A 24,470-nucleotide genomic window follows, 5' to 3' on the forward strand; every position below is an offset into this window, starting at 1 on the left:
GAGAGATAAGATTTAATGCCACGTTTTTTTATCGATGCCGACCTTAATGTAGATACAACTGTAGAAATGACAGAAACAGTATTCCATCATTGGGTAAAAGTCTTACGTGCTCAAATAGGTGATCAAGCCACTTTCTTTAATGGACAAGGTGGCGAATATGATGTGACATTAGTTGAAGCAACAAAAAAAGTAGCATCGGTTCAAATCAATTCGTTCAATCCTCAAAATAGAACAGCAAAGCATAAAACTTTACTTGGGCAAGTCATGAGTAAAGGTGATCGTATGGACTATGCCATCCAAAAAGCTGTAGAACTTGGTGTATCAGAAATTCAATTACTCACTTCTGAACGCTGTGAAATGCGCTTAAAATACGATCGTGATCAAAAAAAATTAGAACACTGGCAAGGTATTGCCATTGCAGCATGTGAACAATGTGGAATGAATATTGTTCCTAAAATTCTCGCTCCAATTTCTTTAGAAGCATGGCTTCAAACTAACTTACCAACAACAAAACTTGTACTAGCTCCAAATAAAGAGGAAGTTAATATTTTAGAAAATATCAGCTTAGATGTTGCCCTTTTAATTGGTCCTGAAGGTGGCTTAAGTGAAAATGAAATTCTCTCCGCAAATACTGTAGGATTTCAAAACTGGTGCATCGGTGAACGTATACTTAGAACAGAAACGGCACCAATCGTTGCACTTTCCATTATTAATTTTTTGTGATACAAGTCACACTAAAACCTAAATTTAATATATAATATTTATTAATTTATATATATTTTGATATTTCAAAAATATTCTCCCAAAGTTTTTTGAAATATCAATAAATTAGTTCTAAAATACTCTAGAACGCTTTAGGTTTTAAATGCATGTCCAATGTTAATAATTATGCGTATAAAAGATATCTATATAGTGAACAAATTAAAAACTCATTAATAACGATTCGATATTTTTTACTAAGTATTTGTCTAGTCAGTACTTACATTTATGTTGTTTTTTCTCTTTTTTTTGGTTATTCAGAAATACTAAATATATGGTTTAATTTAACTGAAATAATAATTTTTATTAGCTTATGCATTACTTTATTTAAATTTAGATTTGGAACATATTCTGATAAACATGCTGATTTATGGGTGAAATCTGTTTGTATCACCATAGGGCTTATGCTTGCTTTAGGAACTTTTGTATTATATTTCCAGTTACCAATGTATGTAAAAAACTTTAATTATTATCAAGGATTAAATCTTTCTTTTATTTTAATTGGAGTCAGTTTGGTATTTGCTTTAGCTTTTTTAAATCAAAAGCTTATTTATTTCCTTATATTATTCTTCCCTGTTATTTTGCCTTTTTTATATGCACAAATAACATTAACACTAGATAATCATTTATTATTTTTTATTTCAACAGATTTTATTCTAATTTCAATATTTATTTGTGCCAGTATTTCTGTTCGTATACAAAATAAATTAACTAATTTACTTTTTAGAAATAAATTATTAGTTGAAGATGCTGAAGAGCAAATACTCGTCCAAAACAAACTGAATACACAACTTAAAATTGAGATGGAAAAGTCAAAAGCGATTGAGCTAAAACTTCAAGAATATTCGCAAATATTGGAATATAAAATTAAAGAACGTACTTTAGATTTAGAAATCATGCACCAAAATCTTAAAAATAAACAGACAAATTTAATATTAGCCCATGATATTGCTGGTTTAACACCTTGGGACTGGAATATTAAAGAAAGAAAAATTACATTAAATAAGAAGTCGAATAAACAGTCTCTCGATTCAGACTCTATAACTCTTGATTTTAACAAAGAAACTCCTGTTCATCCTAGTGATGTAAAGCATTTCACCTATGAGTTAAAACGACATTTACGGGGTTTATCAGATCAATTCGAAGCAACATATCGCATCCAATGTAACGATAATAAATGGCATTGGGTACATGATATTGGTCGAGTAATTAGCCGTAATCCCAAAAACAATTTCGCAATTAAAATGGTCGGAATACGTCGAGATATTAATAAAGAACGTTTAGATCAAGAGCGTTTAAAACTTTCTGCAAGCGTATTACAACAAGCAGCTGAAGGAATATTTATTTTAGATGAAGATCTTAAATATATCGATGTAAATCCATTTTATGAAAAATTAACTGGATTTGAACGTGAAATTTTATTAGGTAAACAAGTATTTGAAATTTGTATAAATAAACAAGATAATCAACAATTAATGCATAACTCAATTATAACTAAAGTATTAACAACTGGTAAATATGATGACGAAATTACTGAACAGTTCTTATCTGGTAAAGAACTTACATTAAGATTTCATATTAATGCAATTAAAGATGATTTAAATAGAACCATTAATTATATTGGTATTGTTTCAGATTTAACTGAAAAAAGGTTACAAGAACAGCGTCTTTCGTACTTAGAAAACTATGACACACTAACAGATCTACCAAATCGAATTTATTATAATTATCAACTTCATCAATATGTTGTGACTCACCAAAATTCAGTTAAGCAACTTGCGATTATTCGCCTTAATATTGATAGATTCAGACCTTTAAATGAGTATTTAAAACAAAGTGGTGGAGATGAATTACTCCGACAATTAGCACAACGTTTACGTTTATCTAATGATGAAGCGCTATTTCTCGCACATTTAAATAGTGATAATTTTGCAATTGTTTATGAGCTATCACACTTACGCCCCTCTATTCATGAACAATGTGAAAAGATTATGCGTAGCCTATCTACACCATTTAACATTAATGGAGAAGATCATCACATCACCGTTTCAATGGGTGTATCTTTTTATCCTGAACATGGTCGCCAAGTTGATTACTTAAATAGTTATGCAGAACAAGCACTCAAAGAAGCTAAAAGTTTGGGTGGTAATATGGTGCGTATTTATAATCTAAGAGCAGATGTTTTACTCAACCAAGATATTTACATAGAACGCGATCTAAGACACGCTATCAAAAATCATGAATTAGTTGTCCATTATCAACCTAAAGTTTATTTTGATAATTCTCAAATCCAAGGTTTTGAAGCTCTTATTCGTTGGAATCACCCAACTAAAGGTCTCATTCCTCCAAATATGTTTTTGCCTATTGCCGAACAAACAAGCCTAATTTCGGAGATTGGAACTTTTGTTATTTTAGAAACAGCGAAGCAAATCCAAAAATGGAAACTCATGGGATATGAAAACATCATTGTTTCTTTAAATGTTGTCGCACAACAATTGCATCGAGGTAATCTTCTTGAAACTATTGATCATGCATTACAAAAGTACAATATTTCAGGTGAAAACTTAGAGCTAGAAATTACTGAATCTTCACTTGTTGATCAAACTGATTTGGTTAAAAAAATACTAGAACAAATCAAAATGCGTCGTATTCATATTGCACTTGATGATTTTGGTACAGGTTACTCATCACTTTCTTATTTGACCCACTTCCCGATTGATACTTTAAAAATTGATCGTAGCTTTGTATTAAAAATTGGGCACCCTAAACAAGAACCTCTTGTAAGTGCAATTATTGCCATGGGTAAAGCAATGGGAATGACACTTGTTGCAGAAGGTGTTGAAACGGAAGAACAAAAGCAATATCTATCAAATCTGCAATGTGATATTGCACAAGGATTCTTATTTTCAAAACCTTTAACAGAAAATGATGCAACGACTTATTTAGTTCAACATTATCAAAAATAATTTATAGTAAAAACATATTACTTAAGAGTATTCAGTGCTCATTAGTGTTAAAAAATGCACAACTTGGGCTGTGCTAATTTTGTAACTAATGATATATTCAAATTCATTTCGCTAATCCATTCACGGTTTAGCATTACTTGTAAGACGAAAGAGATTCAGATGGACGAGCAATCATTAAAACAGCAAGCACTGTATTATCATGAGTTCCCAACACCAGGAAAAATCAGTGTTACACCAAGTAAACAACTGAGCAACCAACGTGACTTAGCTCTTGCATATTCTCCTGGTGTTGCTGCACCATGTTTAGAAATTGAAAAAGATCCATCAAAAGCTGCTCTTTATACAGCACGTGGCAATCTTGTAGCGGTTGTAAGTAACGGTACAGCAGTTTTAGGTCTGGGTAATATTGGACCATTAGCATCCAAACCTGTAATGGAAGGTAAAGGTGTTTTATTTAAAAAATTTGCTGGCGTAGATGTTTTTGACATTGAAATTGCTGAAAATGATCCAGATAAAATTGTCGATATTGTTGCTGCGTTAGAACCAACATTTGGCGGTATTAACTTAGAAGATATTAAAGCTCCTGAATGTTTCTATATTGAAAAGAAACTTCGTGAGCGCATGAATATTCCTGTATTCCACGATGATCAACACGGTACATCTATCATTGTAGGTTCTGCATTATTAAATGCATTACAACTCAATGGTAAAAAAATTGAAGATATTAAAATCATCGCTTCAGGTGCTGGCGCAGCTGCACTTTCTTGCTTAGATTTATTATGTGCACTAGGCGCTAAAAAAGAAAATATCACTGTTGCTGACTCACGTGGTTTAATCACAACTAAACGTGAAGGCTTAGATGATTCTAAAAAACGCTACATGCAAGATATTGATGCAACACAATTAACTGATGTAATTGCTGGCGCTGATATGTTCTTAGGTCTATCTGCACCTGGTATTTTAACCAAAGACATGGTTAAACAAATGGCGAAAGATCCAATTGTTTTCGCACTTGCAAACCCAGATCCAGAAATTTTGCCAGAACATGCACATGAAGTTCGTGATGATGTCATCATGGCAACAGGTCGTTCAGATTATCCAAACCAAGTAAACAACGCACTTTGCTTCCCATACATCTTCCGTGGTGCACTTGATGTCGGTGCAACAACCATTAATGAAGAAATGAAAATTGCATGCGTACATGCAATTGCACGTATGGCACACATCGAAGCTGATGCGGCATCTTATGGTGAAAAATCTGCTTCATTTGGTCGCGATTACCTAATCCCACGTCCATTAGATCAACGCTTAATTCTTGAAATTGCACCTGCAATTGCTCAAGCTGCAATGGATTCTGGTGTAGCAACACGTCCAATCGAAGATTTTTCTGCGTATCGTCAACGTTTATCAGAGTTCGTTTATAACTCTGCTTTCATGATGAAACCAATTTTTGCTCAAGCAAAAACAGATCCTAAACGTATTGCATATGCTGAAGGTGAAGATTTACGTGTTCTACGTGCAGTTCAAATTGCAGTAGATGAAGGTTTAGCTAAACCAATTCTTGTTGGTCGTACAGCAGTTATCGAAGCAAATATCAAAAAATTAGGTTTACGTCTTGTTGATGGTGAAAATATCACAATCGTAGATCAAGAAAATAATCCTAATTACCAAAAATTTGCGGATGATTACTACAACATCATGCAACGTAAAGGCGTAACACCTGAGTACGCTCAACGTGAAGCACGTCGTCGTTCTACGCTCATTGCATCTATGTTGGTAAAACACGGTTTAGCTGATGGCATGCTGTGTGGAACATATTCAAGCTACGATATTCACTTAGACTTCGTAAGTAAAATTATTGGTAAGCAAGAAGGTCATAATACATTCTTTACTTTGAATGCATTAATGCTTGAAGACCGTAATTTATTTATTGCTGATACTTACGTAAATACAAATCCGACTGCAGAGCAACTTGCTGAAATGACAATTTTAGCAGCTGAAGAAGTACGTCGTTTTGGTATTACGCCACGTATTGCCTTACTTTCACATTCTAGCTATGGTTCAGATCAAAATGATCCTAGCGCTCAAAAAATGCGTAAAGTATTTGAAATTTTAAGTGAAACAGCTCCTGAATTGGAAGTTGATGGTGAGATGCATGGTGATGCAGCACTTGACGAAAATATTCGTCACTTCGCTTTCCCTAACTCACGCTTCAAAGGTTCTGCAAACTTACTTATTATGCCAAACCTTGATGCCGCAAACATTTCATTCAATCTATTAAAATCAACCTCTGGTAACAATGTTACGATTGGACCAATTTTATTAGGTGCAGCAAAACCAGTACACATTTTGACACCAACGGCAACTACACGTCGTTTAGTCAATATGACAGCACTTACAGTTGCAGAAATTCAAGAATATGAGAGAAATGCTCTATAACTGAGCACTTTCTCAACGTTTTGATACTTGAGAAAACCTCTATTCTGTAGCATGATGCTTACAAGAATAGAGGTTTTTTCATGCAAGTTTATTTAGTAGGCGGTGCTGTTCGAGATCATTTACTCGGTTATCCCTATCACGAAAAAGATTATGTTGTTGTCGGCGCGACGCCAGATCAACTTTTATCCCTAGGTTATCAACCTGTAGGGAAAGATTTTCCTGTTTTTCTACATCCTGAAACAAAAGATGAATACGCTTTAGCACGCACAGAGCGTAAATCAGGTCAGGGATATCACGGCTTTGAATTTTATACAGATCCTAGTGTTTCTCTTGAAGATGATTTAATTCGACGAGATCTCACTATTAATGCTATTGCAATGGATGAAGAAGGCAATATTTATGACCCCTATTTGGGTCAACAAGATCTTGAAAATAAAATTCTTCGTCACGTATCAGATGCATTCGTAGAAGATCCTTTACGTGTATTACGGATTGCGCGTTTTGCTGCACGTTATAAATCTTTAGGATTTACGGTTGCACCAGAAACATTAGAACTCATGCAACAATTAACACAATCTGGTGAATTAGATGCATTAACACCTGAACGTGTCTGGAAAGAAACATCTCGTGCACTAATGGAAAATCATGCTGATGAATATTTTCAAGTTCTACGAAATTGTGGTGCTTTAAAAGTTCTATTTCCAGAAATTGATGCATTATTTGGCATTCCACAGCGTCCTGAATATCATCCTGAAATAGATTGTGGTATTCATACCATGATGTCCGTACAACAAGCGTGCTTAGCAAATTATAGTCTTGATGTACGTTTTGCTGTACTTGTACATGATCTAGGTAAAGCATTAACACCTAAAGATCAATTGCCACGTCATATCATGCATGAAGAGCGAGGCATTCAGTTAGTTAACAATATTTGTGATCGCTTAAAAGTACCAACATCACTTAAACAACTGTCTTTAGCCGTATGCAAAGAACATTTAAAGTGTCATCAAGCTCTTCAATTAAAAGCTGGAACAATTTGGAGATTATTACAACGCTTAGATGTTCTTAGACGTCCAGAACGTGTCCAAGCCTTCGTTCAAGCATGTGAATGTGATTCAAGAGGTCGGTTAGGATTAGAAAATCGAGAATATCCTCAAGCACAATTTATTTTAGAAGCGATGAATATTGTTCGAAATATTAAAGCCCAAGATTTGCCTTCAGATATAAAAGGACCTGAAATTGGGGAGATGCTGATTAAAAAGCGAATTGAGGCACTAATGGAATTTAAGCAAAAATATCAGACTCATTCGTAAAAACTTTCATAAACATGTTAAAAAATAAAAGGTAAACATTAATTTTGTTTACCTTTTATTTGTCTTTTGATATCCATATACAGCATCATAAATTAACTATCCCATTAATTTATTATGCTGTGCATTTTCAAATTGACGCTGTTTTTCATATTGCACAGGATTATATGAACAAGCACTAACTAAAGTTGCAAGTAAAACGATTACAATAAATTTACTCATCACACAATTTCCTCTTTATTCAAATCACTAAACAGATGCAATATGCTCTGCTTTGTTTGTGTGATAAATATACTAAAGTCTTATGGATTTAAGAAACCGTTAAATTTAATTTAATTAATCTGATTTTTAGATTGTAGAGTTTAAAATGCACTCTAAAATCTAAATTTTAGAAGTGCATTTTATTTAATGATTTATCTGTTATTTAGATTTTTGCAACCTCAGAGCATTTAAAACAACAGACAACGAACTTAAAGACATTGCAACAGCAGCAATCATTGGCGTAAGCAACCAACCTGTGAGCGGATAAAAAATACCTGCTGCTAATGGAACACCTAATCCATTATAAACAAAAGAAAAAGCTAAGTTTTGTTTCATATTTCTAACACCTAAACGTGCCATATGAATTGCCTGATCGACACCACGAATATCGCCTTTAACTAATGTTACTTGTGCTGTTTGTTTTGCAATATCTGTCCCCGTACCCATTGCAATACCCACATTTGCCTGAGCCAATGCAGGTGCATCATTAATTCCATCTCCCGCCATAACTACAATTTTTGATTGCGATTGATATTTTTTCACTAATTCTAATTTATCTTGTGGCGTACAATTTCCATAAAAATGAGATATTCCTAGCTGTGCAGCAACAAATTTTGCATTCTGCTCATGATCACCTGTTGCCATAACAACATCAATTCCTGCATGTATTAATTGCTGAATCGCTTGTTGAGCATCTGCTTTAATTGCATCATAAATGGAAATATAAGCCAATACTTCAGTGGATGTTGCTAAAAAGCTAATTACCTCCCCACGCTGGCGTAAAAGATCTAATTCATTATTCAAATTTTCATCAATCGCTATTCCTAATAATTCGATGAGTTTCTGACTACCCACAAAAATCTTAATATCATCAATATCACCACTTACACCAAAACCTGAGACATCTTCAAAATTTTCAACATGGACATAATTTTGACTTGATACTAACTGAGATAATGTTTGTGCAATTGGATGTGTTGAAAATTGTTCAATAGATGCAATCCATGTTTCCACTTGTTTTTGATCTAAGGCAGGCACGAGTAACCGAATCTCTTTTAAACTTGGTTTACCTTCTGTAAGCGTACCTGTTTTATCAATAATTAAAGTATCCACTTTACTGAGTGCTTCAATTGCTTCAGCATCTTTAAATAAGATTCCTTGTTGTGCCGCTCTTCCTGTAGTTGCCATTACAGACATTGGCGTTGCTAAACCTAAAGCACATGGACAAGCAATAATTAATACAGCAACTGCACACATTAATGCCAAATCAAATTGAGCTTGACCAAACATCATCCATATAACAAATGTAGCAATACTGATTAAAAGTACAATAACTACAAAATATTTAGCCACGACATCTGCTAATCTTTGTAATGGTGCTTTTGAACGTTGTGCTTCAGCAACTGTTTGAATCATTTTTGCAAGTGTTGTATTGGCACCGATAGCTGTCGCTTTTATACGTAAACTACCTTGTTGATTAATCGTTCCACCAATCACTTGATCTCCTATTTCCTTTTTCACAGGAATAGGTTCTCCTGTCATCATGGCTTCATCAATATAAGATTTACCATCAACAACAACACCATCTAAAGGAACTTGCTCACCCGATGCAATTTGTAAAATATCACCCTGCTTAACCATTGAGATATCAACTTCTAGTAGCTGATCATCTTGCACAAGTGTTGCTGTATTGGCTTGCAATCGGAGTAAAGACTTTAATGAATCTGCTGTTTTAGCTCGAGCTTTTAACTCCATAATTTGCCCAAGCAAACTCAAAGACACAATCATACATGCAGCTTCAAAATATACAGCTACACCGTGACCTGTTTTTGCCTCTATTGGGATTAAAGAAGGGAAAATTGTTGCAACTAAACTATAAAAAAATGCAGCAATGACCCCAACACCAATAAGACTCCACATATTTAAATTACGTGTTTTATATGAACTCAAACAGCGTTCTAGAATCGGCTTTCCTGCCCATAAGACAACAGGAAGCGATAATATTAACTCAATCCATGGTTGTATATGCTGCGGAATAAAAGCATGTAAATGCGAACCCATTGCCAATACAAAAACCAATAATGAAAATGGTAATGTTTTCCAAAATCTATGACTGAAATCGACCAATTCAGGGTTTGGACCATCATCTAATGTCGGTTGCATCGGCTCTAAGGCCATACCACAAATTGGGCATGTACCAGGTCCTTTCTGTACAATTTCAGGATCCATTGGACAGGTATAATCCATATCTGCTGCACCTTCAGGAACAGTCCGCTCATCAAATGGAATTAAATAGGTTTCAGGGTCTACTTTAAACTTATCTAAACAAGAAGGATTACAAAAATAATAAGTCTTTTCCTGATAATCTGTTTTCAAGTCAGTTGTAACCGCAACAGACATCCCACAAACAGGATCAATTTCTGTTGCGTCATTAGAATGTACATTTGATTTATGCCCACCACAGCATCCTGATTTTTTCTCAGAACTTTCTATTATTTTTTCTTCTTTATTTTGTGAACAACAACTCGATGTTTTGTTTTCTTTTTCAATATCCTGTTTGTTTGAATTTCCACAGCAAGATGATTGCTCAGTTACAATCTGAACATCAATATTCTGTTCGTCTTTCTTTTTTGAAGCACATCCACAACTACTTTTTACTGGCTTTGTAACAGTCTCTTCTCTTTTCTGATCTATCGTATATTGCTCAGGATTTTGAGCAAACTTTTCCTTACATCCTGTACAACAGAATAAAAAACGTTTGTCATTAAAATCAAAATAATGTTTTGACTCTTCAGAAACAGTCATACCACAAATAAGATCAATTCTAACGAATTCTAATGGAGCAGACTTACCTGAACAACACGAAGATTTTTTATCTGACATCATAAGATGCACTCTCATTTTTTTGCTTATACTAAGAGTAAAGTCTGTATCTAGGTACAGAGTCAAGTCTTTTAGGCGGACATTATGTTTACAATTGGAAAACTCGCAAAACTTACCAACTCAAATGTTGAAACTATTCGCTATTATCAAAGAATAGGATTAATCAAAATTCCTCAACCCACTGGCAGCTACCGTTATTACACACAAGAAGATATAGAAACTATTCACTTTATTCAAAAAGCAAAAGATGCGGGATTACAACTCAGTGAAATTCAAGAATTACTCGCTTTAGATATCAATGATCGTGAAAAAGTTAGACAAGTGATCGAGCATCGCTTAGAACAAATTAATCTTAGACTGAAAGAACTTAGCTCATTTAAGCAGCAACTCACATCTTGGTTAGATGAATGTAAAACATCTCCTCATAGCTGTTGCCCAATTCTTGAATCACTCAAAAAATGAAATATCATCTAAACTAAATATTACAGACAATAAAAAAGAGCTTCATATGAAGCTCTTTTTTCGAATAAAGAAATTATTTTAAATTTCCCATTCAACTTTTTAAATCAATTATGCATTTATTTCAGCAGGAACTTTTGCATAACGTACGCCACCCATTTGTTCAGCAATACGTAAAACTTGGCAGCTATAACCTACTTCGTTGTCATACCAAACATATGCAGTTAAACGGTTACCAGAAGTGATTGTTGCTTGCGCATCAAATACCCCTGCAGTGCGTGAACCGATGAAATCAGAAGATACAACTTCAGTAGAGTTTGTATAACCAATTTGACCTTGAAGATTTGAATTAATCGAAATCTGACGAATGTATTCATTTACTTCATCACGATCAACTTCTTTATCTAAAGTAAGGTTCAAAATTGCAAGAGAAACGTTTGGTGTAGGAACACGTACAGAGTTACCAGTCAACTTACCTTTAAGTGCAGGAAGTGCTTTAGCAACAGCTTTAGCAGCACCAGTTTCAGTAATAACCATGTTCAATGTTGCAGCACGGCCACGACGGTCAGCTTTATGATAGTTATCAATTAAGTTTTGGTCATTTGTAAATGAGTGAACAGTTTCAACGTGACCATTGATTACTTTGTACTTATCATCAATTACTTTAAGTGTTGGTGTAATTGCGTTTGTTGTACAGCTTGCTGCAGAAATAATAGTGTCTTCATCAAGAATGTCTGCTTGGTTCACACCAAATACAACGTTCTTCATGTCACCTTTACCTGGAGCAGTTAAGATTACACGCGCAGCACCTGGGCATTTAAGGTGTTGTGCAAGACCTTCTGCATCACGCCATTTACCAGTGTTATCAATTACAAGTGCATTGTTGATACCATAATCTGTGTAATCAACTTCAGATGGATTAGAAGCATAGATCACTTTAATGAATTGACCATTTGCAATAATTGCTTCGTTTTCTTCATCTACAGAAATTGTACCTGAGAATGAACCATGAATAGAGTCACGACGTAATAATGACGCACGTTTTTCTAAATCGCCATCAGCTGTTTTACGTACAACAATTGCTTTTAAGCTTAAGCCACGACCTAAACCAGATTGACCAATCATTAAACGAGCAAGGATACGACCAATACGACCAAAACCATAAAGAACAACATCTGTATTCTCTACTTCTTTAGCATTGCCTTTTAAAACTTCAACAGCATTTGCAACAAATGCGTCAACATCACCGCCTTTTTCTTTAAACTCAACAGCGAGTTTACCTAAATCAACTTCACCAGTACCGATGTTATCAATTTTTGCTAAAGCTTCTAAAATTGGGTATGTATTTACGACAGAAAGCTCAACATCCATCATACGTGTACGGCGGTGTGCTTTAAGAATTTGAATTACAGAGCGGTTAATTAAAGAACGACCGTAAACTGCAGTCACAATGTTTTTTTCACGGTATAGTTTACCAATCAAAGCGATCATTTTTTCCGCAATTTCTTCACGGTTTTCCCAACGACCTTGGTGTTCCGCGTGTAGGGCGATAATAGTCTCTTTGCTCACAGATACGTCCTCTAATTAATAAATATCTAGGCATAAATTTTAAACCTGACAATTGTAATGGAATTGTCAGAAATAATGAATCAAAAGCTCAATATCGATGCATCTATTTTGCTATATATTCACTATAAAATCAGAAAATAGTTGTAATTTTTTATTTTATCTTAACTTATCAAGTAATTATTTTAGAAAAATATCATAATTTATTTTTAAACTCATCAATAAATTTTAATATTTTTCAAATAAAATCATGTGAATAGAAAAAAAATATGAGATTTTCATTAATTTTTAAATTATTTCATTAGTTATTTGAAACAATTGGTCAAAGAACATCTTATTTATTTGATCTGTAAAAAGTTTAGGTGAATAAATTAAAACATTAAATGAAATATCGATAAAATAGTATAAAAAGTGAATACATCCTATAAAGCATTTATTTTCCTGTTAAGTCTTCATTTAATTTTTCTATATTTTTCTCCAAATATTTCTTCTTTCTCATTTCTTTTATAAGATGCAAAATACCTTCTACCACAAGCAATAAAACAGCACACCAAATTGGAATATAAGTTAACCACTCATCTACACTCACTCTTTCCCCCATTACAATAGAAGCAAATGCAAGTAAAACAGGCTCAAGATAACTTAATAGACCAAAAATAACGAATGGCAATAAACGGCTCGCAAGAATATAACTTCCTAAACCTAATGCACTTAAAAATCCCAAACCAATAATAGATAGAATTAAATAAGGAAAGGAAATAATCAGTTGAACACTATCGCTATATGTAAATGCTAAATAAAATGCAACTGGAAGTATTAAACACAAATCCCACCAAAAACCGCCTAAATGATCAGTTTTATAAACACGGCGTAAAAAGAAATAAATTGGATATGCAACAGCAACATATACTGTTTCCCAAGCAATACTTCCTATACGCCAAATTTCATGCCCTACCCCCACTACGGCAAGCATAACTGCAAAAAATTGCCAGACTGAAAGCTTTTCTTTATAAAGAATACACCCCACCAGCACCATAACTAGTGGAAGTAAAAAATATCCTAGAGAAACTGCCAAACCTCGCCCATTCACAGGTCCCCATAAAAACAACCATAATTGCGTTGTACATAAAAATGAACTTATAAATAACCAAATTAAAATACTAGGTTGCTTTTGAATTCTTTGAAAAATTTGTTGAATATGTTTTAGATCACCTGACCACCACATAAATAATGTAAGTAGTGGTAAAGTCGATAACATACGCCAAGCAAAAATTTCTTCACTATCTAAAGGCTTTAAAAATTGGGTAAAAAAATACAGAACGCCAAAAATGATAGATGCCAAAACAGACAATGCAACGCCCTTGTACATCCCTTACCTCGAAACCAGCAAAAAATAAAATTGTTTGATTTAAATCATCAAAAAATATAAAAATCAATCATTCAATCAAAATAAAAGCCATACAATTGTATGGCTTTTTGAGTATATCTTATTTTTCTGTTTGTTTCGTATGAATTATATCTCCTAAATCGTATCCTACAGATTTTGCATAATCTAAATATTCATTTACAACAGCTGGATCTGGTTTCGGGTTACGAGAAAGTATCCACATATATTTACGATCAGGCTCACCAACTAATACTGTTTGATAATTTTCATCAATTTTCAAAATCCAATAATCACCACGTCCAACAGGTAACCATCTTACAATTTCAGGTAAGAAACTAACTTTTAATTTAGTATTAAGAGGTGCATTTTGTACATATGCTTCGCCAACAGATTGATAAAGTTGCCCTTCTTTACCATAGCAGCGATTATCGACTTGAATATTGCCATTTTCATTCAACGTATATTGAGCAGAAACATCACGATCACATTTATTTTGAAAAGATAAGGGTTTACGTGCGACTTCGTACCAAACACCTAAATAACGATCTAATTCAATTTTTTCAACCGTTTGCAAAGGCTTAGTTTGCGCATATGCCATTGTAACAGCACCAAGACCTATCAAAATTGCACCACCCAATGCAATTTTAGCAAGAGTCATTCCTGCTTTTGGAATATTATTTGCTGCCATACTAGTACCTATATAAAAAACAAGTCAAAACTAATGATTACTATTGAATAAAAATACTTGAGTTTTATTCATAAAACCATTTGAATTCTGTAATGAATTATCAATAATTTATTCACATTTTAATGCAACATCTTTTCCTTTAAATGAAGAATTTCATCACGTAATCGAGCAGCCTGCTCAAACTGCAGTTCTTTAGATGCTTTTAACATTTCTTTTTCTAACTTAGTAATGTGTTTTACTAACAATTTCGGATCTGATAAGAGATATTGTTCATCGGCTGTAAGTGTACGTGTTTGATCTTTAATTTTTTGATCTATTTCATCGTCATTTAACGCTTCGCCAGTATCTAAATCCTTATTAATCTGTCGAATAGTACTTCTCGGCGTAATATTATGCTCAAGATTAAATTCAATTTGTTTATTACGACGACGATCTGTTTCATCAATTGCTTTTTGCATAGAATCTGTAATTCTATCCGCATATAAAATTGCTTTACCATTCACATTACGCGCTGCGCGACCAATCGTTTGAATCAACGATCTTTCAGAACGTAAGAACCCTTCTTTATCAGCATCTAAAATAGCAACTAAAGAGACCTCTGGCATATCTAAACCTTCGCGTAGCAAATTAATACCTACTAAAGCATCATAAATACCTGACCGAAGATCATGAATGATTTTTGTACGCTCCACCGTATCAATATCTGAATGTAAATACGCAACTTTTATTCCATATTCTTTTAAATATGAAGTTAAATCTTCCGCCATACGTTTCGTGAGTGTGGTAATTAACACTCTCTCATCTGAATCTTTACGAATATTGATTTCAGAAAGTACATCATCCACTTGCGTCAATACTGGACGTATTTCAATTTCAGGATCAATCAAACCGGTTGGACGAACAACTTGCTCGACTATTTGTTCCGATTTCTCTAATTCATATTTAGCAGGTGTTGCACTAACATAAATGGTCGATGGAACTATTCGCTCCCACTCATCAAACTTCATAGGACGGTTATCTAAGGCACTTGGTAACCGGAACCCATAATTTACGAGATTTTCTTTACGTGAACGGTCACCTTTATACATCGCTCCAATTTGTGGAACTGTCACATGTGATTCATCAATAATAAGTAAGGCATCATCAGGTAGATAATCAAATAATGTTGGTGGTGCTTCTCCACCTGGACGCCCTGATAAATGACGTGAATAGTTTTCAATACCGTTGGTATAACCCAACTGTTGCATCATTTCTAAATCGTAACGTGTTCGTTGCTCAATACGCTGTGCTTCTAATAATTTGTCATGCTCTCTAAAAAACTGTAAGCGCTCTTTTAATTCTTCTCGAATCGTACCAATCGCACGTTCTAAATTATCCTTTGGCGTCACATAATGACTTTTTGGATAAATCGTTACACGAGGTGTTTTACGTACTAATTTACCTGTTAGTGGATCAAACCAACGAATCGAGTCAACCTCCTCATCAAACAATTCAATACGAATGGCATATTGATCAGATTCTGCTGGAAAAATATCAATAATTTCACCACGAATTCGGTATGTACCACGTAAAAACTCAAGCTCATTACGCGTATATTGCATTTCAACTAAACGACGAATAATCTCATCACGATTAATTCGATCTCCCTGCACAATATGCAACAGCATACTCATATAAGCATTAGGATCACCCAAACCATAAATTGCTGACACGGATGCCACAATAATGGCATCACGTCTTTCTAATAATGCACGTGTAGCAGATAAACGCATTTGATCAATATGATCATTAATTGACGAGTCTTTTTCTATAAATGTATCTGAAGATGGAACATACGCTTCTGGCTGATAATAATCATAATAACTTACAAAATACTCAACAGCATTATTTGGGAAAAATGATTTAAATTCACCATAAAGCTGTGCAGCTAAGGTTTTATTATGCGCCATAATAATGGTCGGACGTTGTACATGAGCAATCACATTGGCCATGGTATAAGTCTTACCAGAACCTGTTACCCCAAGTAATAATTGATCGTGATATCCCTGTTCTAGCCCCTTTACTAATTTAGCAATTGCTTGAGGTTGGTCCCCAGCAGGTTCGTAATTTGTAACGAGTTCGAAAGGCTGATAATCACTCACGATAAATTTTCTCTTCGATTCAATAGAACATCATATCTTATCAGAATGTCATGCTTAACGTTGATGAAAACCAAAGGATGATCAAAAATTACCTACCACTAAAATATTTTTACTTGACCCTTTCAGCTTTCATCGGCAACATGCTTAAAACAATGATTTTTTGTGATTGCTATGACCTACCATTATCATGATGAAAGTATTATAAAATCTTTACCTGAAGATATGATTTTTGTCTTTGGTAGTAATTTAGCAGGTCAACATACCGAAGGTGCTGCTAAAACTGCTGTTGAACATTTTGGTGCATTACAAAAAATAGGTCGTGGATGGTCTGGCCAATCTTTTGCTATTCCAACAATGAATGAGCATTTACAACAAATGCCACTATCACAAATTCAACATTATATTAATGATTTTAAAATTTATACGAAAAACCATCCTAAACTTAAATATTTCATTACCTCTTTAGGTTGTGGTACAGCAGGTTATAAGGTTGAAGAAATTGCCCCAATGTTCAAAGGCATTAGCCATAATGTCGTTTTTCCCATTTCCTTTCGCCCATTTGTAGAAAAAGCCCTACCAAAACTCAATCAAAAGTTTTTACATACTATCTTTAATGATGCTGTCATTTTTAATACTTTAGATAATGAAGAAACGATTCAAAATTTAAATCTTACTGATACAGAGAAAAGTGTTGCTAAAATTATTTTAAATACACAAATGTATCCAACCGATAGCAATGGACGAGATCGTGTTTTTGAAATAGAAGATATTTTACATACCATGCAAGATAAAATTTTTAACTTTCAAAGTAACTCAGAAGGTCCAATGATTTTTGGTGGGGTTATTTTAGCCCTACTTGAACTTTATAATATTAATGAAAAAGATTTTGTTGATGTATGGCAAGGATCACGAGAACTTACTCCCCCAAAAGCTGCACACCGAGCAAAAAAATAGGTGCTTTCAAAGCACCCATTTTTTTAGCGTTTACCCATTGAACGACGTGTTCCACGAGGCGGCATCCATGTACGATCTGCGTACTGTTGCGGCTTTGGACGTAATTGCTCAATCTCTTCATCAGCATTTTTAGCATCATTTGCTTGCTTAATCGGAAAAGGTAAACTCACCACAGGCTTTTTCTTGGGTGTATTTTGCGTGCTCATCAAATTCACTCAACTATAACTTCGTATATTGTACGGAATTTTTAAATTCTGTGCACCCATAAAGCTTAAATACAAATATCCTATTTAAGCAACATCATATAAAGTTGCATTTATTTATAGTATGGTTATTTTTTAAGCATATTTTTACACTATTTTAGGATAAGATAGTGTGCTTTTTGATTTTTAAACCCCCATAAGAAGGAATACTGCCGTGGACGTACGTCTCTCTGATCGTGTAAATGCCATCAAACCGTCCCCAACTCTTGCTGTGACAAATAAAGCAGCAGAATTAAAAGCTGCGGGTAAAAATGTAATTGGTTTGGGTGCTGGTGAACCTGATTTCGATACCCCACAACACATCAAAGATGCAGCAATTGCAGCCATTAATAATGGTTTTACAAAATATACAGCTGTTGACGGTACGCCTGGTCTTAAGAAAGCAATTATTGCGAAATTAAAACGTGATAATAATCTTGAATATGCAGCGAACCAAATCTTGGTTTCTTGTGGTGGTAAACAATCATTCTTTAACTTAGCGCTTGCTTTGTTAAATAAAGGTGATGAAGTTATTATCCCTGCACCTTACTGGGTAAGCTATCCAGATATGGTGATCATCGCTGAAGGTACTCCTGTAATTGTAAAATGTGGTGAAGAACAACGCTTCAAAATCACACCTGCACAATTAGAAGCAGCAATTACTGATAAAACTCGTTTAGTAGTATTAAACAGCCCTTCTAACCCTACTGGTATGATCTACACTAAAGCTGAATTAGAAGCTTTAGCTGAAGTTCTTCGTAAATACCCTGAAGTTATGGTTGCTTCTGATGATATGTACGAACCAATTCGTTGGGATGATGAATTCTACAATATCGCTACTGTTGCACCAGACCTTTACGACCGCGTAATCGTTCTTAACGGTGTATCTAAAGCCTATGCAATGACTGGCTGGCGTATTGGTTATGCAGCAGGTCCTGCAAAACTTATTGGTGCAATGAAAAAAATCCAATCTCAATCAACTTCAAACCCAACTTCTATTTCACAAGTTGCTGCTGAAGCTGCATTAAACGGTCCTCAAGACGTTCTTGAACCAATGATTGAAGCATTCAAACGTCGTCATGACTTAGTTGTAAATGGCTTAAATGATATCAACGGTATTACTTGTCTTCCTGCTGATGGTGCATTCTATGCATATGCAAATATCCGTCCGTTAATTCGTGCCAAAGGTTTAAAATCTTGCACAGAATTTGCTGCATGGTTATTGGAAGAAACAGGTGTTGCTGTTGTTCCTGGTGATGCATTTGGTTTAGGCGGTTACATGCGCATTTCTTACGCCACTGCTGATGAAGTACTTGTTGATGCACTTGCTCGTATCAAAAAAGCTGCTGAATCAATTGAAGGCGTAGACGCTGCGATTGCTTCAATTACTGCTGAAAAATAATTTTATTGAAAATTAAAAAACCCGCGTTAACCGCGGGTTTTTTAATTAATATCATTCAGTTTTCATCAGAGCAACAATATCAGCTTCTGTTAATTGCTGTGTGAAATTACTAAACGCATAAAAAGCTGGTTTATGATCAATATAAATCTCAGTCACTAATTGAAAATCATGTCTTGGTGTATCTAAGGCAAATACATTTACATTCGCATATTCATTATTTTTCAAGCGCCAGAATAATGATGTACCACATGCCTTACAAAATCCACGCTCCCCCCATTCTGAAGAATCAAAAATACTTAAAAAAGAATCGTCATGAATTTTAAGTGATTCTGGCTTAATATCGATAGACATCAATATTCCGCTAGTTTGTCTACGACACATTGAACAATGGCAAGCATGAACTTCATGATTTAAAATTTCAACTTCGAATTTTATTTTACCGCATAGACACTGACCGTTCATGACAAGTAAACTCCTATCATATTAATCTTTTTAATAAATAAATTATTTTTATATAGCGCAACTATAGTATCAATATACTATATTTATTGATACTCTCAAATTACTTTATTTGTAAAATATTTAAAATTTCATTTAGAATCATTCAAACATATTAATTATAGCTCTTAAAAAATAAAATAATACTAGATATATTTATTAATTAATAACCTACTTAACATATATTTTAATTTTTCTATCAAATTATCTTGTAATCATTCACTTTTTAATATTTTATATAAGAGTAATAAAAACATAAATACAAATAAAAAAATAATAAAATAAATGAGGTTACTATGAATAAAAAAATACTAATATTTGTTGTCTTTTGCATTATTTCCTTTCAAACCAATGCAAAAGAAATTCTTCAAACAGAAAAAAAACAACCATTTTCATTTAAAATTGGTTATTCAAATATTCATATAGATCATAAAATATTAGGAAAAGAAAAAATAAAGAGCATTGAATATATTGCTTCATATGACTTTAATCATTGGGGAATATGGATTGAACATGAACATCAAGAAATAAAAAAACTAACTAGCAATCAATATGCTATAGGTGGTCAATATACTTTTTTAAAAAATAAAAAATATTACGCTCTTAGCTCTTTTGGAATAGGAGTCACAGATATTAACTACAGCAATAAAAATAATATAATAAAGGCTGATTATATTTATTACCCTCTCAGTTTAGAATTTGGATATATGCCACATCCAAATGTAGGAGCATATATTACATATGGATATAAATGGCTCAAAAATAAAAATGCGAGTATATTTTATAAAAATATAGAAATTTCAGATGAACAATCCGAAGATTTTAATTTAAATGGTCAAACTTATAGTATTGGTATTCGTATAGCCTTTTAAATATTAAAAGGCTATTATTAGTTCATACAATATCACATTTAAATTGGCCAGCGCCTATTTACAGACTGGCCAGCATTATTATAGTGAATTACTTTCGCATAGTTTCCAACTGCTGTTGCATTCGCAGGTATATCTTTAGTCACCACACTACCAGCACCAATCGTTGCATTATGACCAATATGAACATGATTCACTACACACACATTGGGTCCAATATAGACGTTATCTCCTATCTCAGCAGCTTGCTGACCACCATTTGCACCAATCGTTGTAAATTGTGAAAGATTAACGTTATTGCCAATAATTGTCGTTGGATTGACAATTAAAGGGCCCCCATGACCAATATAAAGCCCATATCCAATTCTAGTCTTACTATGAATATCTATTCCATACTTTTTTTTCTTATAATAAAAAATTGGATATACAAGTTTAGACCAAACTGTATTTGTACTTGCGAGTCTTAACCAAAAGCTAAAATTAAAACCTCGATTAAATAGATAGCTCTTTATAAAAGACTTAAATCTTGTATCACCACAATATCGATATAAATCACTTAAGATATATTTAAAAACCATTTGAGTACCAAGAAGATTTTGCTGCTGTAGTTTTAAACCTAAAACTTATTATATTTTATACATTTGATTATTATGTGCTTAATTTATCACTTTTTCAATATATATTGACTAAACATAGCATAGACTTAAAATTAAAAATCAATAGTTTATTTTTTATACAAAAGTTTAGATATGTATCATCCACTTGCATGATCAAAAAGTTTAGGATACTTTGGGCAGTACAGTAGATCTAAATATAGATGCTACGATGCAGTTGGACGGATCATTGACAGCTCATTGAGTTTAAAATTAATTAAACAAGAAATCAGCACTAGCCTTCCAACATAGAGCTCGCATTTATGCGAGCTTTTTACGTTATTATTTTAAAAAAAGTCATTAAAATTATTCAAATATTCAAAATTTCATTCAACTTAACTCAAATAGTTCTGATCAAAGCTATCAAAACTATGAAGGATTTTTAATGAAATTTCCTCTCCAGTTGCCCATGTTGCTTTACTTTGCTGATGATCAACCTCAATGATATCAAGGTTTAAACATAATGTTTGAGCACTTTCAATAATGATAAATTGAGGGGAATGTAATTTAAGACATTTTGCGATATATGAAGTGATATTCTCATTTTGGTATACATCAATAATTTTATAACGCATATCACACTCTTAGATGCTAATCATATTATTTTTATTGTAGGTGAAGCGTAGATGAATGGAAATCGAAATTATGTATTAAAAATATATAAATGATAGTTTTAAATTATTTTATCTTTTAACTTAAATTTTCCTGTTATTGAAAACTAAAGTCATCCTTTCAGATCACTTTAGTTTGGAGCTAGATTAAAGTTTTATTTATGAAAATGTGCCTTAAAAGCATCCCATTTTTCTTTTCGATGCAATCTGTGCTCTGATTTTTTCTTCTCTTTTAACGTAATATTTGCAATGCGTTGACTTTCTTGCCATGCTTCAAGACTAGCTTCAATTTCAGATTGAACCTCATCGTAATCCCAGCGATAAATAGTAGCGCCTGTTTTTTGAAAAAAGGCATCTAAAAAATCTTCTGTTTCTTCATAAATATCAATCAACAAACCTGTTGCGCCCACCGGCAATGCTTGGCTGATTCGACCTAAAACAGCTAAATCCTCTTTTTCATGATCAATATCAAAAGACTCACCAATTAAAGCACCCGCTGTAAAGCCTAAAATTACGCCAAATGGTCCACCTAAAATGCCAACTAAAGCACCAATTAAGCTACCGCTCCAAATACCATTATCTTGGTCTGGATTAATTTGGTCTTCTATTTTAAATTTTCCATCTTTTTGACGCTGAAGTATGCTGACTTCATGTATTTTATTAATTGGAGAATCTTTTAATTGTGTAAAACTTTCAAAGGCTTTTGCAGATTCATTCCAAGTAACTAAAATAAGATTATGAGACACGTTATTTTCCTTTATAAGTTATGTAATACTTAAAGTTATACACCTTTATTCTCTTATCAACAGCATCTATTTTGTTTCTATATATTTTTTTATTAATTTTTATAATCACTTAGTCATAAAAACAACATTAACAATACTCCTAAATTACGCATGGCGTATAGTATTTGCTATTTTCAGGATTCTTTAAAAATAATAAGAATTATTTTTTAGTAGTTTTTTCAGGAAGTTGAGGATCAAAAATCCTATCTTTAATATATAACGCAGCAATCACACCACAAAGTAAATATGCAATTGCCATCATTAAAAAGCCTTTCCCTATAGATCCATCTTGTGCTGTGTAACCCACAATTAAAGGAGCCGTTGCAGCAAATAATCGGCCAATATTATAAGATCCACCGATCGCTGTTCCTCGAATATTCGTTGCAAAACTTTCTGTCATATAGGTTGCATTAATGCCATATGGAATTCCGTATAAGAAACCGAAAACCAATAAAAGCCATTGAATATTTTCTGGAGTGTTATAAAAAACAATAATAGGAATAAAAATAGCTGTGCCCACTGTACCAAATACAAAAACAATACGACGCCCGATACAATCTGCAATTATTCCTGAAATAATTTTAGAACAAATCATAATCAAAAAAGTACCTATCATATAAATTGACATATTTTGAAAAGGGATTCCCAATTCAATTTCAATATATGTAGGCAACCAAGTACTCATACCGTAGTAGCCGAATTGTAAAAAGATTGAAGCAAAAAACCACAAAATAAACATACGACGACTAATCGGATTTTCAAAAATATTTTTAAAAGAGTTTTTTAAAGATGGTGTAGGTATTGTTAATTGTTTTTTATCCTCATAAATTTTTTTGGTTTCAAGCCATGCTTTAGGTTCAGGCACAAAAAAGTGCATAATAATAGCAATAACTATAGGAATAATGGTAATTGAATATAAGACCCGCCAACCATGCTCAGGTAAAATCCACCCTGCAAAACACGTTGCAACAACAGTCCCTAATGTCCAACCAGACATTAATGTTGCCAATACAGTCGTTCTATGACGCGTTGGAACATATTCTGCCATTAAAATATTACATGCAAGATATAATGCACCTAATCCAATAGCGGAAAGAAATCTGAGCCATTTAAATTGCTCAAAGCTATGAGTAAACCCAAGCCACGAAGTTAGTAAAGAAAACCAAACTATTGATAAAACAATTATTCTTACTCGACCAAATTGATCACATGCCCAGCCACCTAAAAAACCACCTATCGCCATTCCCGCTAGGGTCCAACTTCCCAGTGAACCTGCTTGTGTATCCGTAATATTAAATTCTTGTTTTAAGCTCGTTAAACTATAGGAAAGTAACGCAATATCTGCGCCATTAACCAATAATGCTAAAAAAGATAAAATAAATGCTAATACCCATACTTTTTTTTCAGATTTATCTTTAGTGACTAATAAACTCTTTTTTGTATTTATCGTCATTATCTTACCTTCTTTCTAAGAGCACAACAGTGCGTCAAATGCAACTATTTTTTAGGTGCAATTAACTGTTCATGACATTTGAATAAAGGTCTGTTTTAGACTGTTAATATCAAATTTGTGTCACCTTAAATATGTTATATATCA

The 24,470-nt window shown here is 33.4% G+C and carries 20 protein-coding genes; 8 read left to right on the forward strand and 12 right to left on the reverse strand.

From position 1 onward, the window contains the following. Positions 1-15 precede the first annotated feature (15 nt). The 4 genes from AOY20_RS13315 to AOY20_RS13330 all read left to right on the forward strand — a co-directional run bounded on the left by AOY20_RS13315 (position 16) and on the right by AOY20_RS13330 (position 7,477). The gene (locus AOY20_RS13315) at positions 16-723 is read left to right on the forward strand and encodes a 16S rRNA (uracil(1498)-N(3))-methyltransferase (RefSeq protein ID WP_054582319.1); all 708 of its coding nucleotides are present in this window, start codon (positions 16-18) and stop codon (positions 721-723) included. A gap of 146 nt (positions 724-869) precedes the next feature. Beyond that, positions 870-3,725 carry a bifunctional diguanylate cyclase/phosphodiesterase gene (locus AOY20_RS13320; protein WP_054582320.1) on the forward strand — a complete coding sequence of 952 codons (2,856 nt, stop codon included), beginning with the start codon at positions 870-872 and terminating at the stop codon, positions 3,723-3,725. 159 nt (positions 3,726-3,884) lie between these two features. Beyond that, the gene (locus tag AOY20_RS13325) at positions 3,885-6,164 is read left to right on the forward strand and encodes an NADP-dependent malic enzyme (protein WP_054582321.1); all 2,280 of its coding nucleotides are present in this window, start codon (positions 3,885-3,887) and stop codon (positions 6,162-6,164) included. A gap of 80 nt (positions 6,165-6,244) precedes the next feature. Continuing rightward, complete coding sequence (locus AOY20_RS13330) at positions 6,245-7,477, forward strand: multifunctional CCA addition/repair protein (RefSeq protein ID WP_054582322.1); 1,233 nt, start codon at positions 6,245-6,247, stop codon at positions 7,475-7,477. A gap of 96 nt (positions 7,478-7,573) precedes the next feature. Here the strand turns inward: AOY20_RS13330 and AOY20_RS15095 are convergent, their stop codons facing one another. Next, a complete protein-coding gene (locus tag AOY20_RS15095) occupies positions 7,574-7,696 on the reverse strand; it encodes a hypothetical protein (protein ID WP_257720060.1) in 123 nt (40 codons plus the stop codon). A 198-nt stretch (positions 7,697-7,894) separates the two neighbouring features. Next, positions 7,895-10,621: a heavy metal translocating P-type ATPase gene (locus tag AOY20_RS13335; RefSeq protein WP_054582323.1), complete on the reverse strand. Its 2,727-nt coding sequence runs from the start codon at positions 10,619-10,621 to the stop codon at positions 7,895-7,897. 81 nt (positions 10,622-10,702) lie between these two features. On the opposite strand from AOY20_RS13335, the gene AOY20_RS13340 reads away from it, so the two are divergent. Beyond that, complete coding sequence (locus tag AOY20_RS13340; RefSeq protein WP_054582324.1) at positions 10,703-11,080, forward strand: MerR family transcriptional regulator; 378 nt, start codon at positions 10,703-10,705, stop codon at positions 11,078-11,080. A gap of 108 nt (positions 11,081-11,188) precedes the next feature. Here AOY20_RS13340 and AOY20_RS13345 read toward each other — a convergent pair whose 3' ends face one another. From AOY20_RS13345 to uvrB, 4 genes are all read right to left on the reverse strand, one after another. Continuing rightward, entirely contained in the window at positions 11,189-12,646 is a 1,458-nt protein-coding gene (locus tag AOY20_RS13345; protein ID WP_054582325.1) for a glyceraldehyde-3-phosphate dehydrogenase, read from the reverse strand. A gap of 430 nt (positions 12,647-13,076) precedes the next feature. Continuing rightward, positions 13,077-14,012: an EamA family transporter RarD gene (gene rarD, locus AOY20_RS13350; protein ID WP_054582326.1), complete on the reverse strand. Its 936-nt coding sequence runs from the start codon at positions 14,010-14,012 to the stop codon at positions 13,077-13,079. A gap of 118 nt (positions 14,013-14,130) precedes the next feature. Then, a complete protein-coding gene (locus AOY20_RS13355) occupies positions 14,131-14,718 on the reverse strand; it encodes a lipocalin family protein (RefSeq protein ID WP_054582327.1) in 588 nt (195 codons plus the stop codon). A 119-nt stretch (positions 14,719-14,837) separates the two neighbouring features. Further along, positions 14,838-16,859 carry an excinuclease ABC subunit UvrB gene (gene uvrB / locus AOY20_RS13360; protein ID WP_054582328.1) on the reverse strand — a complete coding sequence of 674 codons (2,022 nt, stop codon included), beginning with the start codon at positions 16,857-16,859 and terminating at the stop codon, positions 14,838-14,840. Between the two features lie 171 nt (positions 16,860-17,030). On the opposite strand from uvrB, the gene AOY20_RS13365 reads away from it, so the two are divergent. Beyond that, on the forward strand, positions 17,031-17,813 hold the full coding sequence (locus AOY20_RS13365; RefSeq protein WP_054582620.1) for an A1S_2505 family phage non-structural protein: 783 nt from the start codon (positions 17,031-17,033) through the stop codon (positions 17,811-17,813). A 23-nt stretch (positions 17,814-17,836) separates the two neighbouring features. On the opposite strand, the gene AOY20_RS13370 is transcribed toward AOY20_RS13365, so the two are convergent. After that, a complete protein-coding gene (locus AOY20_RS13370; RefSeq protein ID WP_054582329.1) occupies positions 17,837-18,019 on the reverse strand; it encodes a hypothetical protein in 183 nt (60 codons plus the stop codon). Between the two features lie 211 nt (positions 18,020-18,230). Here AOY20_RS13370 and AOY20_RS13375 point away from each other — a divergent pair, with 211 nt between their 5' ends. Continuing rightward, positions 18,231-19,457, forward strand: a complete 1,227-nt coding sequence (locus AOY20_RS13375) for a pyridoxal phosphate-dependent aminotransferase (protein ID WP_054582330.1) — start codon at positions 18,231-18,233, stop codon at positions 19,455-19,457. A gap of 51 nt (positions 19,458-19,508) precedes the next feature. On the opposite strand, the gene AOY20_RS13380 is transcribed toward AOY20_RS13375, so the two are convergent. Continuing rightward, positions 19,509-19,919, reverse strand: a complete 411-nt coding sequence (locus tag AOY20_RS13380; RefSeq protein ID WP_054582331.1) for a GFA family protein — start codon at positions 19,917-19,919, stop codon at positions 19,509-19,511. Positions 19,920-20,251: 332 nt separating this feature from the next. On the opposite strand from AOY20_RS13380, the gene AOY20_RS13385 reads away from it, so the two are divergent. Beyond that, the gene (locus AOY20_RS13385; protein ID WP_054582332.1) at positions 20,252-20,827 is read left to right on the forward strand and encodes a hypothetical protein; all 576 of its coding nucleotides are present in this window, start codon (positions 20,252-20,254) and stop codon (positions 20,825-20,827) included. Between the two features lie 38 nt (positions 20,828-20,865). Here AOY20_RS13385 and AOY20_RS13390 read toward each other — a convergent pair whose 3' ends face one another. The 4 genes from AOY20_RS13390 to AOY20_RS13405 form a co-directional block, all read right to left on the reverse strand. Beyond that, a complete protein-coding gene (locus AOY20_RS13390) occupies positions 20,866-21,402 on the reverse strand; it encodes a serine O-acetyltransferase (protein WP_054582333.1) in 537 nt (178 codons plus the stop codon). A 410-nt stretch (positions 21,403-21,812) separates the two neighbouring features. Continuing rightward, positions 21,813-22,052, reverse strand: coding sequence for a hypothetical protein (locus AOY20_RS13395; protein ID WP_054582334.1), 240 nt, complete (start codon positions 22,050-22,052; stop codon positions 21,813-21,815). Between the two features lie 191 nt (positions 22,053-22,243). Next, complete coding sequence (locus AOY20_RS13400) at positions 22,244-22,834, reverse strand: DUF1269 domain-containing protein (RefSeq protein WP_054582335.1); 591 nt, start codon at positions 22,832-22,834, stop codon at positions 22,244-22,246. 199 nt (positions 22,835-23,033) lie between these two features. After that, positions 23,034-24,326 (reverse strand): MFS transporter, encoded by a 1,293-nt coding sequence (locus AOY20_RS13405; protein WP_054582336.1) that lies wholly within the window; start codon positions 24,324-24,326, stop codon positions 23,034-23,036. Positions 24,327-24,470 lie beyond the last annotated feature (144 nt).

This window comes from Acinetobacter equi, from assembly GCF_001307195.1.
Classification (GTDB): domain Bacteria; phylum Pseudomonadota; class Gammaproteobacteria; order Pseudomonadales; family Moraxellaceae; genus Acinetobacter; species Acinetobacter equi.

Excerpts from the sequence above, each read along its gene's own strand:
- AOY20_RS13315 (WP_054582319.1), top strand. The coding sequence starts at position 16 with ATGCCACGTTTTTTTATCGATGCCGACCTTAATGTAGATACAACTGTA.
- AOY20_RS13320 (WP_054582320.1), top strand. The coding sequence starts at position 870 with ATGTCCAATGTTAATAATTATGCGTATAAAAGATATCTATATAGTGAA.
- AOY20_RS13325 (WP_054582321.1), top strand. The coding sequence starts at position 3,885 with ATGGACGAGCAATCATTAAAACAGCAAGCACTGTATTATCATGAGTTC.
- AOY20_RS13330 (WP_054582322.1), top strand. The coding sequence starts at position 6,245 with ATGCAAGTTTATTTAGTAGGCGGTGCTGTTCGAGATCATTTACTCGGT.
- AOY20_RS15095 (WP_257720060.1), bottom strand. The coding sequence starts at position 7,696 with ATGAGTAAATTTATTGTAATCGTTTTACTTGCAACTTTAGTTAGTGCT.
- AOY20_RS13335 (WP_054582323.1), bottom strand. The coding sequence starts at position 10,621 with ATGATGTCAGATAAAAAATCTTCGTGTTGTTCAGGTAAGTCTGCTCCA.
- AOY20_RS13340 (WP_054582324.1), top strand. The coding sequence starts at position 10,703 with ATGTTTACAATTGGAAAACTCGCAAAACTTACCAACTCAAATGTTGAA.
- rarD (WP_054582326.1), bottom strand. The coding sequence starts at position 14,012 with ATGTACAAGGGCGTTGCATTGTCTGTTTTGGCATCTATCATTTTTGGC.
- AOY20_RS13355 (WP_054582327.1), bottom strand. The coding sequence starts at position 14,718 with ATGGCAGCAAATAATATTCCAAAAGCAGGAATGACTCTTGCTAAAATT.
- AOY20_RS13365 (WP_054582620.1), top strand. The coding sequence starts at position 17,031 with ATGACCTACCATTATCATGATGAAAGTATTATAAAATCTTTACCTGAA.
- AOY20_RS13370 (WP_054582329.1), bottom strand. The coding sequence starts at position 18,019 with ATGAGCACGCAAAATACACCCAAGAAAAAGCCTGTGGTGAGTTTACCT.
- AOY20_RS13380 (WP_054582331.1), bottom strand. The coding sequence starts at position 19,919 with ATGAACGGTCAGTGTCTATGCGGTAAAATAAAATTCGAAGTTGAAATT.
- AOY20_RS13385 (WP_054582332.1), top strand. The coding sequence starts at position 20,252 with ATGAATAAAAAAATACTAATATTTGTTGTCTTTTGCATTATTTCCTTT.
- AOY20_RS13390 (WP_054582333.1), bottom strand. The coding sequence starts at position 21,402 with ATGGTTTTTAAATATATCTTAAGTGATTTATATCGATATTGTGGTGAT.
- AOY20_RS13395 (WP_054582334.1), bottom strand. The coding sequence starts at position 22,052 with ATGCGTTATAAAATTATTGATGTATACCAAAATGAGAATATCACTTCA.
- AOY20_RS13405 (WP_054582336.1), bottom strand. The coding sequence starts at position 24,326 with ATGACGATAAATACAAAAAAGAGTTTATTAGTCACTAAAGATAAATCT.